This is a genomic window from Paracoccus suum (assembly GCF_003324675.1).
GTDB classification, from domain to species: Bacteria; Pseudomonadota; Alphaproteobacteria; order Rhodobacterales; family Rhodobacteraceae; genus Paracoccus; species Paracoccus suum.
Window position 1 is genome coordinate 146,913 of the sequence record NZ_CP030918.1, and the last position, 15,323, is coordinate 162,235.

At 64.2% G+C, this 15,323-nt stretch carries 14 protein-coding genes; 10 read left to right on the forward strand and 4 right to left on the reverse strand.

Features of this window, described 5'->3' with window-relative positions; all coding sequences use genetic code 11:
* Position 1: 1 nt before the first annotated feature.
* Positions 2 to 961: an acetamidase/formamidase family protein gene (locus DRW48_RS00665; RefSeq protein WP_114074731.1), complete on the forward strand. Its 960-nt coding sequence runs from the start codon at positions 2 to 4 to the stop codon at positions 959 to 961.
* A complete protein-coding gene (locus DRW48_RS00670) occupies positions 958 to 2,682 on the forward strand; it encodes an ABC transporter ATP-binding protein (protein ID WP_114074732.1) in 1,725 nt (574 codons plus the stop codon). The genes DRW48_RS00665 and DRW48_RS00670 overlap by 4 nt, the downstream gene beginning before the upstream one ends.
* 197 nt (positions 2,683 to 2,879) lie before the next feature.
* Here the strand turns inward: DRW48_RS00670 and DRW48_RS00675 are convergent, their stop codons facing one another.
* A complete protein-coding gene (locus DRW48_RS00675; protein WP_162784649.1) occupies positions 2,880 to 3,710 on the reverse strand; it encodes a helix-turn-helix transcriptional regulator in 831 nt (276 codons plus the stop codon).
* Between DRW48_RS00675 and DRW48_RS00680 the strand changes: the two genes are divergently transcribed.
* Entirely contained in the window at positions 3,690 to 4,712 is a 1,023-nt protein-coding gene (locus DRW48_RS00680; protein ID WP_199286131.1) for an N-acyl homoserine lactonase family protein, read from the forward strand. The two genes, DRW48_RS00675 and DRW48_RS00680, sit on opposite strands and share 21 nt — an antisense overlap.
* A 197-nt stretch (positions 4,713 to 4,909) precedes the next feature.
* Here the strand turns inward: DRW48_RS00680 and DRW48_RS00685 are convergent, their stop codons facing one another.
* Positions 4,910 to 5,323, reverse strand: a complete 414-nt coding sequence (locus tag DRW48_RS00685; protein ID WP_241963316.1) for a VOC family protein — start codon at positions 5,321 to 5,323, stop codon at positions 4,910 to 4,912.
* Between the two features lie 344 nt (positions 5,324 to 5,667).
* On the opposite strand from DRW48_RS00685, the gene DRW48_RS00690 reads away from it, so the two are divergent.
* Positions 5,668 to 6,324 carry a cytochrome c3 family protein gene (locus DRW48_RS00690; protein WP_114074735.1) on the forward strand — a complete coding sequence of 219 codons (657 nt, stop codon included), beginning with the start codon at positions 5,668 to 5,670 and terminating at the stop codon, positions 6,322 to 6,324.
* Complete coding sequence (locus DRW48_RS16055) at positions 6,308 to 6,604, forward strand: TAT-variant-translocated molybdopterin oxidoreductase (protein ID WP_199286132.1); 297 nt, start codon at positions 6,308 to 6,310, stop codon at positions 6,602 to 6,604. The genes DRW48_RS00690 and DRW48_RS16055 overlap by 17 nt, the downstream gene beginning before the upstream one ends.
* Here the strand turns inward: DRW48_RS16055 and DRW48_RS00705 are convergent.
* Positions 6,601 to 7,248 carry a gluconate 2-dehydrogenase subunit 3 family protein gene (locus DRW48_RS00705; protein ID WP_199286133.1) on the reverse strand — a complete coding sequence of 216 codons (648 nt, stop codon included), beginning with the start codon at positions 7,246 to 7,248 and terminating at the stop codon, positions 6,601 to 6,603. The two genes, DRW48_RS16055 and DRW48_RS00705, sit on opposite strands and share 4 nt — an antisense overlap.
* 604 nt (positions 7,249 to 7,852) lie before the next feature.
* On the opposite strand from DRW48_RS00705, the gene DRW48_RS00710 reads away from it, so the two are divergent.
* The 5 genes from DRW48_RS00710 to DRW48_RS00730 all read left to right on the forward strand — a co-directional run bounded on the left by DRW48_RS00710 (position 7,853) and on the right by DRW48_RS00730 (position 13,698).
* Positions 7,853 to 8,509, forward strand: coding sequence for a lysophospholipid acyltransferase family protein (locus DRW48_RS00710; protein ID WP_114074736.1), 657 nt, complete (start codon positions 7,853 to 7,855; stop codon positions 8,507 to 8,509).
* Entirely contained in the window at positions 8,506 to 9,456 is a 951-nt protein-coding gene (locus DRW48_RS00715; RefSeq protein WP_114074737.1) for a phosphatidate cytidylyltransferase, read from the forward strand. Before DRW48_RS00710 ends, DRW48_RS00715 begins: the two co-directional genes overlap by 4 nt.
* Positions 9,456 to 10,112 carry a CDP-alcohol phosphatidyltransferase family protein gene (locus tag DRW48_RS00720; RefSeq protein ID WP_114074738.1) on the forward strand — a complete coding sequence of 219 codons (657 nt, stop codon included), beginning with the start codon at positions 9,456 to 9,458 and terminating at the stop codon, positions 10,110 to 10,112. Before DRW48_RS00715 ends, DRW48_RS00720 begins: the two co-directional genes overlap by 1 nt.
* Positions 10,113 to 10,439: 327 nt before the next feature.
* On the forward strand, positions 10,440 to 11,984 hold the full coding sequence (locus DRW48_RS00725) for an ABC transporter substrate-binding protein (protein ID WP_199286134.1): 1,545 nt from the start codon (positions 10,440 to 10,442) through the stop codon (positions 11,982 to 11,984).
* A gap of 52 nt (positions 11,985 to 12,036) precedes the next feature.
* A complete protein-coding gene (locus tag DRW48_RS00730; protein ID WP_114074739.1) occupies positions 12,037 to 13,698 on the forward strand; it encodes a M14 family metallopeptidase in 1,662 nt (553 codons plus the stop codon).
* Between the two features lie 51 nt (positions 13,699 to 13,749).
* On the opposite strand, the gene DRW48_RS00735 is transcribed toward DRW48_RS00730, so the two are convergent.
* Complete coding sequence (locus DRW48_RS00735; RefSeq protein ID WP_114074740.1) at positions 13,750 to 15,315, reverse strand: ABC transporter substrate-binding protein; 1,566 nt, start codon at positions 15,313 to 15,315, stop codon at positions 13,750 to 13,752.
* Positions 15,316 to 15,323 lie beyond the last annotated feature (8 nt).

A 15,323-nucleotide genomic window follows, 5' to 3' on the forward strand; every position in this document is an offset into this window, starting at 1 on the left:
CATGTGCAGAAACTGCGACCACACTATCCACCGCGCGCAGCATCACTTTGGCTGGGACAACAGCATCCCCCCTGCCCTGCGCGTCGAACCGGGCCAGTCGGTCCATTTCGAATGTGTCGATTCCTCGGCGGGCCAGCTTGGCCCGTCATCCACCGTGGCCGATGTGGCGGCACTGGATTTCGCCAGGATCAACCCCGTCACCGGCCCGGTCTGGGTCGAGGGCGCTAAGCCGGGCGATGCACTGAAGATCACCATCGACGGCTTCACCCCGCAGGTCGCCGAGGGCAGCGCCTGGGGCTGGACGGCGAACATCCCGGGCTTCGGCCTGCTTGCCGACCAGTTTACCGATCCGGCCCTGACGATCTGGAAATATGATGCTGCGAACCCGCAGATGTCGCTGTTCGGGCGCGAAGGCAAGGTCCCCCTCAAGCCCTTTGCCGGCACCATAGGCTGCGCGATGGCCGAGGACGGGCCGCATTCCATCGTTCCCCCGCGCCGCGTGGGCGGCAACCTCGATATCCGGGATCTGGCAGCGGGGACGGTCCTTTATCTGCCGGTCGAGGTCGAGGGCGCGCTGTTCAGCGTCGGCGATACTCATGCCGCGCAGGGCGACGGCGAGATCTGCGGCACCGCCATCGAAAGCCCGATGGACGTGTCGCTGCGGTTCGATCTGGTCAAGGACGCGCGGCTCAAGACGCCGCGCTTCACGACGCCGGGTCCCGTGTCGCGGCATCTGGACGCCAAGGGCTACGAGGTGACGACCGGGCTCGCACCGGACCTGATGCAGGCCTCACGGGATGCCGTCGCGGGGATGGTGGATCTGCTGTGCGCGCAGCGGGGCATGGCCCCGGTCGATGCCTACATGCTGATGTCCACCTGTGGTGATCTGCGGATATCGGAGATCGTCGACATGCCCAACTGGGTCGTCAGCTTCTACTTCCCGCGTATCGTCTTCGAATGACCGGCCCGGTGCTCTCGGTACAGGGGCTGACACTGGCGGCAGGTGCGCAGCCGCTGGTCGAGGACCTGTCCTTCGATCTGTTCCCCGGCGAGACCTTGTGCATCGCCGGGGAAAGCGGCTCGGGCAAGTCGCTGACCTCGCTGGCGCTGATGGGGCTTTTGCCACCCGGCGTGAAGCGGCGCGCCGGAAAGATCAGCCTTGCCGGACAGGACGTGACGGCGCTGCCCGAACGGCGCATGCGCCGGCTGCGGGGCGACAGCATCGCGATGATCTTTCAAGAGCCGATGACCTCGCTCAACCCGGTGCTGACCATCGGCACGCAGCTGGTCGAGGCGATTCGCAGCCACGACCCCGACGCCGATGCGCCCGCCGCGGCCCTCGCCGCCCTTCGGGCTGTCCGCTTGTCCCAGCCAGACCGGCGGATGCGCCAATACCCGCATGAACTCTCGGGCGGGATGCGGCAGCGCGTGATGATCGCGATGGCACTGGCGCTGCGCCCTCAAGTGCTGATCGCAGACGAGCCGACCACGGCGCTGGACGTGACGGTGCAGCGCGAGGTGCTGGACCTGCTGCGCGATCTTCAGCGCGAGACGGGGACGGCCATCATCCTGATCACCCATGACATGGGCGTCGTCGCCGAAATGGCCGACCGGGTGATCGTAATGCAGAACGGCCGCATGGTCGAGGCCAGCCCGGTTGCGGAATTGTTCGCACGACCGTCGCAGCCCTACACGCAAGCACTGCTTGCCGCGGTGCCGCGCATGGGTGACGGCGGCCCCCCAGTCGCGCTCCCCCTAGCCGAGCCGATCGCCCGGCTGACCGAAGTTTCGGTCAACTATGACGTTCAGGGTGGCCTGCTGGGCCGCGTCACCCATCGTGTGCACGCGGTCGAGCAGGTCAGCTTCGACATCGCCGCAGGCGAGACGTTCTCGCTCGTGGGCGAATCCGGCTGCGGCAAATCCACCATCGCCCGTGCCATGACAGGACTTGTCCCGCATCGTGGACGCATCGAAATCGCCGGGCATCTGGTCCCGCCCGACGGCCAAAGCGCGCCCCGCGCGCTTCGCCGAGAGGTCCAGCTGGTTTTCCAGGACCCCGCGGCGGCGCTTAATCCACGCAAACCAGTCGGTGAACTCGTGGCCGAACCTCTGGTCATCCACGGGATCGGTGACCGCGTGCAGCGCCGTGCCCGCGCGGCCGAGCTTTTCGACCGGGTCGGCCTGTCCCGGAGTCAACTGGATCGGTATCCCCACGAGTTTTCCGGCGGCCAACGCCAGCGTATCTGCATCGCCCGTGCACTGGCGCTGAACCCCAAGCTGATCATCGCGGATGAAAGCGTAAGCGCGCTGGACGTGTCCGTGCAGGCCCGGGTGCTGGCGCTGCTGGCCGAGCTGAAGTCCGAGCTGGGGGTCAGCTACCTGTTCATCAGCCACGACATGGCGGTGGTCGAGAACATCAGCGACCGCATCGGCATCATGTATCTGGGCCAGATGGTCGAGATGGGCACCCGCGCGCAGATCTTCGGCAATCCGCGCCATCCTTACACGCGCCGCCTGATCGACGCCGTCCCGATCCCCGATCCCGCCTACGTCCGCCCCCCCGCGCCACGAATGGCGAGCGACGTTCCAAGCCCCGTCTGGCCAGTCGGGCAAGCGCCGGAGCGCATCCGGCTGGAGGACATCGGGGCGGGCCATCTTGTAGCGGCCGGAGCGAACGGATGAGCTGAAACTCTCCCAAGGACCGGAGTGGAGGACGAGAACACCTGCGAGGCTCTCATGGTACCCTCGGAGAGGCGGGCTCCTGAGCGACTTTGACGGTAGTGTGCGGGCTGGCGCTTAGACACTGCCGCTACTGAGGCCAGGGCGGAACGACTGGGATGCGGAGGGTTATCGCGCGTTTTGTCGCCCCATCCGCTGGATCAAACCCCTGAGCGAAGCTCCGCGCGCCTTATGACTCGCGCATCCGCGCCCGGCGTCGCACCAAAAGCCTGCCGATAAGCCCGCGTGAAATGCGAGCGTGATGCGTAGCCGGCCGCAACGGCCGCTTCCGTCACGCTTGCCCCGTCGGCCAACGTCCGGCGCGCGGCCTGCATGCGGGCCTCGGCCAGGATCTTGCGGAAGGGCCTCCCCAGCCGGTCGAGCGCGCGGCGCAGGGATGACGCACCCATGCCGAGTTCACGGGCGAGTTGGGCCACCGTCCAATGCGCATCCGGCTGCGCCGCGATCAGCCACTGCGCGCGCTGGGCGATGTCGCCCGCCAGCAGTATCTGCCCGGCAGAATCCTCCGCCAGCAGCATCAGCAGTTCGGTCAACCGCACCTTGCCGACCGCCGCATGGTTGTTGCCGATGGCGGCGGCGGTGTGGACCAAGGTTTCGACCAGTTCAGCGGTCAGCCTGATGGCCAGACGCTCAATCCGCCGCGGCCCGGCGATCGGTTGGATCGGGGCGGGCAGATTCTCGATGCTGAGGATCAGGGATTCGTACAGCCCACGAGCGTCAGGAATGTTAACCACGTCGACCGGCGCCCCGCCAGGCAGCGCGAAAACGGTACCGGCGGGCAAGACCTCGTTAAACGTGCCGGTCCAGACCTCCTTGGTGCCGCGCAGGACAATGCCGAGCAGGGGCGTCTCGGGCGTCACCGAGGCCAGCCGCTCGCGTTCAAGCGCGCAGTAGCAGAACAGCCGCCCGGCAATGCGCTGCTCGCCGGTGGCGCCGGAGGTGACGACGAAATGGTCGAGGCGCGCGAGCAATTCGGCACTCAGGTCATGGGTCATCTGGTTCATGGGGCACAGTCTGACATGCAGCAGCCTCCATGTCTGACGCGATTTGAGCGTTTCAGGCCCATTTTGGTGAACTTCGGGCGCATGCGAAGGCCGCTGGAAGGGCACGGTCCGGGCATCTATCCACTTAAGGAACGCGCAATGAAATCGTCCCTTCTGACCCTCATTCTGCTGTCGCTGCCGGCCATGGCAACGGCGCAAACCGCACCACCAGCGAAGCCGCAAGTCGAATTATGGCGGCTCGATTGCGGGTCGATCGATGTCAGCAACATCAACTTCTTTTCGGACACCGAGGCGTATCCGGACCACCCGCTGCAGATGACCGACAGTTGCTATCTGATCCGGCATGGCGAGGAATATCTGCTCTGGGACGCCGGCCTGCCGCTCGACGCCGCGCCGCAGGGGCCCGGGCCGCAGCCCAAGCCGGGACCGGCGATCACGAAGCAGCTGGCCGAGATTGGCGTGATGCCCGAACAGGTCACCCGCGTTGGCATCAGTCACGCGCATTTCGACCATATGGGGCAGGCCGCCGACTTTCCCGCAGCGACGCTGCTGATTGGGGCAGGCGACTGGGCCGAGCTGACTTCCGACAAGCCCGGTTTCGGCATTGATCCCAAGCTGGCACAGCCGTGGCGCGACGGCGGCAAGGTCGAGGCGGTGGAAGGCGATCTGGACGTGTTCGGCGACAGCAGCGTGACGATGCTGAAGATGCCCGGCCACACACCAGGCGAGACGGCGCTGCTGGTCCGGCTGGCCGACTTCGGACCGGTCCTTCTGTCAGGTGACGTGGTGCACTTCGCCCAGCAGCTTCTCACCGGCAGCGTGCCGCCTTTCAATGTCAACCGTGCCGACAGCCTCGCCTCGATGGCGCGACTTGAGGGGCTTGCAAAAGCCCAGGGCGCGCGACTGGTAATCCAGCATGATCCAGACCACATCGGCCGCCTGCCGGCCTTCCCGGCGAGTGCGCAATAAGCGGGCGCATGCGCCCTGTCGGACGCCGCCAGATCCTCACGCCGCCCCACACGGGGCGGCAAGAGGCGCGGCGACGGGTCCTGGTGGGGGCAACGGCAACAATAAGGAGGGGTCGCCGATTGCAACTGCCTGTTGGGCCCAGCTAACAGGTTCGAGTGCGACGCGCATGTTATTCGGGTTTGCAACGCGGCGCCGACCTAGATTATTTCTAACAGCTCGATCCGGTTTCCGAACGGATCGTCGACATAGATCCTTCGGATCTTGGGCAAATCGACATCCCTATGAAACTCCAGGCCCAAATTCGCCAAATGTTGTTCGGTTTGCTGCAGCGAGGCCACTTGGAACGCGGGGTGGGCCTTCCTGGCGGGACTGAAAGGCTCTTCGAGGCCGAGGTGAACCTGCACGCCAGGTCTGAAAAACCAGACTCCGCCTCTGCCTTGCAAGGTATCGGGGTTTTCAATCTCGGTTAATCCCGAGACTTGCACATAGAATCTGCGGGCAGAACCCTCACCGCCCCGGGGCATCGCAAGTTGGACATGGTGAATTGCCATGATCACGATTTCCTCCTTTCGACGCGCCTGCGCGCCGTCCCGGTTATCGCGCAGCCCCAACCTCGTCATGCCGCAAAGAGATCATGGCGATGACGCCGACCGCTATCCCAAATTCAACGGCCGGATAATAACTGCTTGTCGGCCTCGCGAAATGCTTGAGCCTTTGGACAACCAGGCGTCGCGGATCGACGTGTCCAAGGGCCCATTAAACGCCCGCTTACCGGCTCTAATTTCTGGGTCTGCACCGGAATAGGTGGCGGAGATTTGACGAGGGCGAGGCCAAATGGGCACGCCGGCGAACCATTCCACGGACCGGCCACCTTGTTGCCAATGCCGGCTCCCGAGGAACGGCCCTGCCGAACAAGCGTTGCCTCTCCAAGCTGGCGTATTGATGCATTGGGGTGATGGCGCAGGTTTTCTCTCGAAATACCGATGGCGTTGTGCGTTTTTTGTTGGCAGGTGGCCTCCTTGCCGTGATCGCCATCGCTGTTGTCGGGACCGCGTGGCTGCGGTCCGATTTCGTGACCGGCGTGGGCAAAGCCGTCGCACAGCCGGTGCCGTTCAGCCACAAGCACCATGTGGGCGAGATCGGCATCGACTGCCGCTATTGCCATGCGGGGGTCGAGACCTCAGCCTCGGCCGGGCTTCCGGCAACGGAGGTCTGCATGACCTGTCACTCGCAACTCTACCCCAACGCCGCCATGCTGGCCCCGGTTCGAGCAAGCTTCGCCAGCGGCGAGCCGCTGCACTGGCAGCGCGTCAACTCGGTCCCCGATTTCGTTTTCTTCAACCATTCGATCCACGTGGCCAAAGGCGTCGGCTGCGAGACCTGCCATGGCGAAGTCGATGACATGGCGTTGATGGCCAAGGCCCAGCCGCTATCGATGGAGTGGTGCCTCGGCTGTCACCGCGATCCCGAACCGAACCTGAGGCCGCCGCAGGACGTCTTCCTGATGCACTGGAAGCCGCCGGACGACATCAAGGAGGTCCGCAAGGAACTGGTCCAGACCCTCGGTATCCACACCGAAACCATGACGGACTGCTATGTCTGCCATCGGTGACAGCAAAGCGCCCACCGGGGCCGACCCGTGGCGCAGCCTCGAGGAGCTGGCGGCGCGCAGCGTCATGCGAGCGGTGATTGCCGCCAAATTTCCCGCGCTGGCGGCTCGTCTGCCGAACGAAATCGACCGCCGGAGCCTGCTCAAGCTCGCTGGTGCATCGCTTTCGTTGGCGGCGCTCGCCGCCTGCACTGAGGCAAGCGAGATCGTGCCATATGTCCCCCAGCCCGCCAATCCCTGTTTCGGGGTCGGGCGTGATATTGGCCGAATAAATCGTCCCTAAGGGGTCGCGATAGGCCGATCGCCCGCGAAGGGTTTGCCGTTATCGGCGGTATGACAGGCAGCGCAATCCCCTGCGTCGACAAGATAGCGGCCGCGGGCCACCTTGGCAAAATCGTTCGTCTCCGCCAGTGCCGGGGTTCCGAAAGCAAGCGTCGCCATGCAAGCGAGCGCAGCGCGGACAGAACGTATGGCGAAGCGCCCACTCATGCCTGCACCAAGGGCCCGGGCGACTTGAGATATTGACCTGCCATTCTCCAGAACGGAAATGACTTGGTCCTGCTCCTCCGGCGCCAAGGCCGCGAAAAGTTTTCCATCTTTCTGCGAGGCGATTTGGTCGTTGATTGCCTTGATTGCCGAGCGGTAAAGAGTAGAGGGATTCATGCGTGACTGATAACCCTGCGTATCCTGGCCTTTCTGCCAAGGCCCGTGCATATACCAGCTTGCGGCACGTCCGTAATCGCCAGCCAGTTGATGGTCGATGAACAGCGCGACCCCGCAATCCCTCGCTCCGGGCCCGAGCTCATCCCTGGGGATCAATCTCTCAGTCGCCGCCTCGACAAATGCGAGTTCGGCAGCCGTGAAGAATTTGTAATCCTGCGTCTGGGGGGGATTGGGAGCGTCGGCCTGACGCAGCTGCAGTCCCAATGCCGGCAGTGAGGAAATGACGCCGGCTGAAAGCGTCCGATTTCATCAGAAACTCCCCGTGTTCAAGGGTAGAAACCCGGGGTCAGATGCAAGGTTCCCGCTGACAATGCCGTCAGTCGGCCGCGACCGGATAACTCATTGAGGCTCAAGGAAAGGATTTACTCCCTACAAGGCCTGAGGGCGCAGGCAGATCATTAATCCGATGGGCGCGTTGGTGGAAGCGCCGACCAGTGGGCGGAGACTGCGTTGACGTAACGTCTGAGATTGGGAAACGAGATCTGGCATCAGTGCCCAACCAGACAGAGCAGTCTCCCACTGCCAAGCGCCCTTTGCACCGATCAGTTACGATTATACCCGCATTGCTCTGCCTCTGCCGACTCTCAACCGAATTCAGTCCCTGCCGGGTGTGAGGCCTGAACTCGTACCGATCTTTCCCCCGGGGGCGTGTCTTGTCCGACTGCAAGTGTCGCGCGGGATGGCCCCAGTTCTTGCGGCGACCCACGCCCCCTGTTTCCCGCGCAAGGCTTGTGCCAGACTTCCCCGTGGGGCGAGCAAGAGCAAAGCGATGACAACTACTGACCGCCCAGCAAGCACGCCCCCAGCTATGCCGCAGCCATCCCTTTTGCGCCGCATACTCGCGACGAACGTCGGACAAGCGATCGCGTTCTTCGCCCGTCTTGTTACCGCCGCTTATGCCGAATGGCGCGGGGTCGGCCCGGACCATGCCGCGCCGCGGGTCTATTTCGCCAATCACGCGAGCCACGGGGATTTCATCCTCATCTGGTCCGTGTTGCCGCCACGGGACCGTCCCCGGCTTCGGCCGGTCGCCGGTGCGGATTACTGGAACCGCCCCGGGCTCCGCCGCTTCATCGGGACTGACGTGTTTCGCGCCCTCCTGATCGACCGGTCGGGTGGCGCGACGGGCGATCCGGTGGCGCAGATGGCGACCGCTCTGGACGACGGGGCGACGCTGATCCTCTTCCCTGAGGGCACCCGGAACCTGACCGACGCAGCGCTGCTGCCGTTTCGCTCGGGCCTCTACCACCTGGCCGCCGCGCGGCCCGAAACGGAGCTGATCCCCGTGTGGATCAGCAACCTCAACCGCGTGCTGCCCAAGGGAGAGTTCGTGCCGGTTCCCCTGATGTGCAAGGTCGTCTTCGGCGCACCTCTCCGACTGCAGGAGGCGGAAACCAAGACAGCCTTCCTCGACCGCGCCCGCGCCTCCCTGCTGGCGCTGCGACCCGAAAGGACCAGCGCATGACCTCCGCCAACGGCGATCTGCTGCGCCTGCTGGCAGGTGTTGCCGCTATCCTGGTCAGCGCCTCGCTGATCGGCTGGCTGCTGGCCCGGCGCGCGCCGGCGGGAAGCCCGGACGCGACCATCATCAACCTCAACGACCGCATCCGCGCCTGGTGGGCGATGGTGATTGTGCTCGGGATCGCCTTTCTGCTCGGCCGGACGGGCGTCGTGCTGCTGTTCGCGCTGCTCTCCTTTGCCGCACTGCGCGAGTTCATGACGCTGACCAATGCCGGTCGCGCCGATCACTGGACGCTCGCCACGGCGTTTTTCGTTGTCCTGCCGTTGCAATACTGGCTGATCTGGGACGACCGCTACGGCATCTTTTCGATCTTCATCCCGGTCTACGCGTTCCTGCTGTTGCCGATGCTGTCCGCGGTCCGTGGCCAAACGCAGGGATTTTTGATCCGCGTGGCTGAGGTGCAGTGGGCGCTGATGATCTGCGTCTATTGCGCGAGCCATGTGCCGGCGCTGCTTTTTCTCGATATTCCCGGCTACGCGGGACGCAGTGTGCTGCTGATCGCGTTCCTGGTCGTCGTCGTGCAGTCGAGCGACGTGCTGCAATACATCTGGGGCAAACTCGCGGGTCGGCGAAAGGTCGCGCCGTCGCTGTCGCCTTCCAAGACCGTCGAGGGCACCATTGGCGGCGTCCTCAGCGCCACACTGGTGGGCGCGGCTCTTTGGTGGATCACCCCCTTTTCGCCCTTGAAGGCCGCCGCAATGGCCCTTGTCATTTCGCTGATGGGATTTGCCGGAGGGCTGGTGATGTCGGCGATCAAGCGCGACCGCGGCGTCAAGGACTGGGGCCACGGCATTCCCGGGCACGGCGGCTTTATCGACCGACTCGATTCCGTGGTCTTCGCTGCGCCGATCTTCTTTCACCTGACGCGCTATTTCTGGTCGGTGGCGTGATGGAGGGTGGACGGCGGCCCCTGAAAAGTCGCGCGACCGGATGGGCCGCGGCCCTGACGCGGGCCCTGGCCCGCACCTCGCTTACGCCGAACCAGATCTCGGCCGCGGGCGTCGTAGCCGCCGCACTCTCTGGCGCGGCCTTCATGGGCCATGCGTCGACAGTCGGCGCGGCGCGCGTGGCGCTGCTAATCCTCGCCGCAGGCTTTGTGCAGTTGCGGCTGCTCTGCAACCTGCTGGATGGAATGGTGGCGGTCGAGGCCGGTCGGGGCAGCGCCGACGGCCGCTTCTGGAACGAGTTCACCGACCGCCTCGGCGATCTGTTGATCCTCGGCGGCGTCGGATTCGGAATCGGTCAACCGGCACTGGGCTTTGCCTGCGTGGCGGCGGCTTTCCTGACCGCCTACATCCGCGAGCTTGGCGTCACCTGCGGCGCGCCCGCCGATTTCCGTGGCCCGATGGCCAAGCCGCACCGTATGGCGCTGATCACCGTGGCCGCGATTGTCGCGGCGTTCGAGCCAGTGTGGAGCGGCAAGGGCGGGTTGCTGCAGGCGGCACTGTGGTTGCTGTTGGTGGGGACCGTGCTGACCGCGGTGCGTCGCGTCGTGTTTATCATCGGAACCCTGCGGAGAGGAGCGGGCGGCTCCGACTTGTACTAAGGTCCATCCTGAACGGCGATCCGCCGTGTTCTCGCGGCGGCGATCACCCTTCGTCCCGGATTCATCCGGATTCCAAGGCGGGACCTTCCCAAAGCCGTGCATGTGATCTCGCATCAAGGTCCAGGCGACGCGCGTTGCTTATGCCATCCGGTTGATCGCCGGCTTATTTCGCCTGAATCCGAGCGCCGGGAGAGCCCTATAGACGGGCTCAATAGTGCTGCTTCCACACGCTCCGTCATTTGTCGCGCATAGCCAAGCCAAGGAACTCGACAGCACCAGTGAATATCGCATATTGTCGACAGGTGACAATCCAGAAGGAGAACGACAGTGAGCCGTATTTTCCCGCTCCTTTTCTCTGCCGCCGTATTGATCCCGGCTGTTTCCTACGCTGCGCCCCCGGCGGATACGATTGTGGTCGGCCTTAGCGCCGATGCCAGCACCTTCGAGACGGCGGAAATCCGGTCCGCCGACAACATGAACATCGCCCAGTACCTGTTCACGACGCTGACCCAGATCGGCCATGTCGGCACAATCCAGCCGCGCCTGGCCAAGGACTGGACGATCAGCGAGGACGGGCGCGTTCTGACCTTCAACCTGCCTGAGGGTCGCACCTGCGAGGATGGCGAGGCGCTGACCGCTGATGATGTCGCATGGAGCTATAATCGCGCCGCCGATCCGGCCCGCAAGTTCGCGGGTAACACGCCAGGCTTTGTCTATACCTCGATGAAGTTCGAAAAAGCCGAGGCGGTGGACGACGACACCGTCGCGATCCACATCGCCGAGCGCAACCCGATGGCACTGGGCTTCACCTCGCAGGTGTTCATCCACTGCCGCGAGGGGATGGAAAAGCGCACTGACGATCAAATCGCCCGCGAGCCCATTTCCTCGGCCGAATATCGCATGGTCGAGTGGTCGCCGAACTCGCAGATCGTCCTCGAAAAACGACAGGACCCCGGCACGTTTCAGAAGATCGTGTTTCGCGTGATTCCAGAGGGATCGACGCGGACCGCGGAACTGCTGTCCGGTAATGTGGACATCATCGCCAATGTCCCGCCCGATCAGGTCGACGCCATCAACGCGAGCGGCGTAGCCAAGGTGCAAGCGGTCCAGGGCCTGCGGCGGATGTATGTCGGCTTTAACCAGAAGGACAGCTTCACCGGCCCCGACGCCGAGGCCTTTCGCAAGCCCGAGGTGCGGCGCGCGTTGCAATATGCGGTCGATGTGCCCGCGATCTGCAAGCAACTGCTGAACTTCGAATGCCGGCGCATGACCGGTCCGGTCAATCCTCCGAACGATCACCCGGGCCTCGAGCCCTATCCCTATGATCCCGCAATGACCGAGAAACTGCTGGACGAGGCCGGATATCCGCGCGGGCCGGACGGTGTGCGCCTGCGCACCAAGCTGCAATCGCCGCGCGGGCGATACCTGAACGACGCCAACGTGGCGCAGGCAGTCGCCGCCTATTTGAGCGAGGTGGGAATCGAAACCGAGGTCGAGCTGCTGGAATGGGCCTCGGTCTACACACCGCTGATCCGCAACCACGATGCCGGGCCGCTGTTCCTGCTCGGCTCGGGCGGCGTCTTGTGGAGCGCGGTGTACGACATGGCGATCATGGCACAGGTCGACAGCGGCCCGAACTACACCAACTGGTCCGACCCCGCCTGGTTCGGCCGCTGGGACGAGATGATGGCCGAGACCGATCCCGCCCGCCAACGCAAGATCATCGAGGAGATGCTCGAGGTCTTTTACAAGGACGGACCCTGGTTGCAGCTTTATTACCAGCCGGATTTTTACGGTGTTGGCAAGCGGATCGACTGGACCGCCCGCCGCGACGAAACGATCGACCTGTGGGACGTGAAGCTGGCCGAGTGAGGCATTCGTGCGGCGGCATCGGCCGCCGCCTTTCAATGACAGGGAATATCGCATGAACCCGCCCGCAATACCCTTTGACCGCTATTACAACTACGACGAGATGACCGCCCATTTGCATTCGCTCGCCCAACAGTACCCTAAGCTGATGCGCCTCAGTTCGATCGCGAAGAGCCATCGCGGCAGGTCCGTCTGGCTGGTTGAATTGACCAACCCGGAAACGGGGCCGGCGGACGAAAAGCCAGGCTTTTACATCGACGCCCAGATCCATGCCGAGGAACATGCCACCTCGGCCACCGCGCTTTATGCCATCTGGCACCTGCTGACCGGCTACGGCACCGACGAGGAAGTGACGCGCCTTCTCGACACGCAAGTCTTTTACATCCTGCCCCGCATCAACCCGGACGGGGCCGAATTCTCGCTGACCAGCCCATATCACCCCTGGTGCGGTAACGGACGCTTTCTGCCGGGCGAGGACAGGATCGATGGCCTGGTGCCGCAGGACATCGACGGCGACGGCTTCATCGCCCAGATGCGCGTGCCTGACCCCAAGGGCGAATGGAAATGCAGCGCGGCCGACCCCGATCTGATGGTCCAGCGTGAGCCGGGGGAGGAAGGTGGAACCTACTTCCGCCTCTATCCCGAAGGCCGCATCCGCAACCATGACGGCCTGCACGTCGCGATCGAGCGCGGCAACGACGGCAACATGAACCGCAACTTTCCGATCAACTGGTCGCCACGGGAATACGGCGCGGGCGAGTATCCCTTCTCAGAGCCCGAGGCGATGGGCATGGGCAGGCTCATCCTCGATCATCCCAACATCTGCGGCATGTGCGCCTATCACACCCACGGCGGCATCATCCTGCGCCCCTCCATGACCCGAATGGACGCGGACATGAGCCCGCGCGATCTCGCGCTCTACAAGGGGCTAGGGAAGGTCGGCACGCGGCTGACCGGTTACCCCGTGATCTCGACCTACGAGGAATTTACGCCCGACAAGAGCAAGGTCCGCCATGGATCGCTGAAGGACTGGGTCTACGAGGAGATGGGGATAATCTGCTTCTCGACCGAGTTGTGGGATATCGAGACCGAGGCCGGCGCGCGCAAGGCCGGGTATTACAACCTCGCGCCAGCGGACGACGAAACCGCCGGGGTGATTCAGGACTGGGTCAAGCAGAACGTGGGCGAGCAGGGGTTTCGCCCCTGGCGCGCCGTGGACCATCCCGAACTCGGCCCGGTCGAGGTCGGCGGCATGGTCTATATCTGGAGCTATCGCAACCCGCCCGGCCATCTGCTGGAGGACATCTGCCGCCGCAATGTGCTGTTCAACCTGCGCCACGCCGCCGCCGCCCCGCAGGTGCGGATCGACGAACTGACATCCGAGGCGCTGGGCGCGGATTTGCATCGGGTGACGGCGGTGGTGTCGAACCACGGATATCTGCCGACCAATCTGTCTGACGTGGCCATCGCCAATGGCGTGGCCAAGACGGTGACCGTCACCATCGCGGGTGCACCCGTCGAGATGAACCCTCAGGTCGCGGACCTCGGGCATCTGTCGGGGCGCAACGAGCGCGCCACGACCTGGTCGCCATGGGGCGAGCAGTGGTCCCCGGTGACGAAAAAGGCGGAATGGCTGGTGCGCGGGCCGGGCGAGATCACTGTCACGGCACGCTCGCAAAAGGGGGGCACGAGCCGCGCAACCCTACGACTGGAGTAATCCAGAGGCTAAAAGAATGGGGCCGGCCCGCGCAGGGCCGGCCCTATCGATTCAGCCCTTGAGCCGCGCGGTGGTAGCGTCGATCGACTCGTCGCGGCGGGGCGTCCAGTCGATGCGATTGGAGACGCCGTAGAAATCGGGCTGGAAGTAAAGAAAGATCCACGGCGCATCGTCGGCAAAGATCGCCAGCATCTCGTCCACCGCCTTGCGCTCGTCAGCCGGATCGCGAATGCCTTTCAGCGCCTCCCAGCGCTTGGTCCATTCCTCGTTGCACCACATGCCATTATTCACCGGCGCGTCGCATGACGAAAACAGCGACATGTCATAGATGGGGCTGTAGGTCGAACCTCCTTGGCCGATGAAATAGAGCGGACCTGCCGTGTGCTCGCGCGCACTGGTCCCAAAGATGTTCATCGGTGCCAGTTCGTTCGTCGTGGCAACGCCGATGTCCGACAGGTATTGCGCGACCGCCTGCTGCACCTGCGCATCATTCAAAAAGCGTCCGGTCGGCCCTTGCATCACCGCAGTGAAGCGCACCCCGTCCGGACCGCGTTTGTAGCCCGCCTCGTCGAGGAGTTTTTCCGCGCCCTCAGGGTCGTAGGGATATGGTTTAACCGCCGGATTGCCGAGGTTCGCAGGTCCGGTCATGCGCGCGCAGTCGGTGCCCAGCAACTGCTTGCAAATGGTGGGCACATCCACGGCCATGTTCAGCGCGTGCCGAACCTGCTTGTCCTTGATCGCCTCGCCCGCAGGAGTGCCGCTGAACTTGTCCGAGAAGTTGAACCCCACGAACATGCGCCGTGTGCCGGCCACGCCCTCAACATCGGCTGTGTCAAAGCTACGTACTGCCTCGATTTGGTCGGGCGGCACATTGGCGGCAATGTCCACGTTGCCAGCGACGAGTTCGGCGACCCGCGAGCTTGCTTCGGGGATCACCCGCCAGACCAGCCGCTGAAATCCCGGCGCTTCCAGCGTAAAGGTGGGATTCCGCTCCAGCACGACCTGCTGGTCCTTGTCCCAGTGAACAAGCTTGTAGGGACCGCTCGCCACCGGATGGGTTGCGGCGTCGGCTATGGACAGTTTTTCGTAGCTGTCCTTGCAGTGAATGAACGCGTCCGACATCATCCCCGGCACGGTCGAGGAATAGCCCTTGAGGCTCATGACCGCGCGATGCGGGCCCTCGGCGCGGGCGCCCTGAAAACCGATCGATCCAAAGATGAACCCCGGCGTGTGGCCGATGAACTTGTTGGCCGGATCAGCCGCGCGGTTGAGCGAGTAGGCGACATCCTCGGCGTCCAGCACCTCGCCATCCTCGCAGGTCAACCCCTCGCGAATGTCAAAGGCCAGCTCCGTCCCGTCCTCGTTCCATGTCCAGCCAGTGGCGAAATACGGCACTACCTCGCCCTCGGGCGTGACGGCGGTCAGCGATCCGAAGATGTGGCTGACGACGTTGATCGAGACCGCCTGATTCAGCATGTCCGGCTCAAGGCTTTCGATATCGACCGATTGCGCGATGACGAGTGTGTCGGGCGCGGGCGCGGCGTGGCCGGGCGCAGCCGCCGAGGCAAAGGCCACAGACGCTGCGAGTAACACGCGTGGTGGAGAAGAACAGATCATGACGAGGC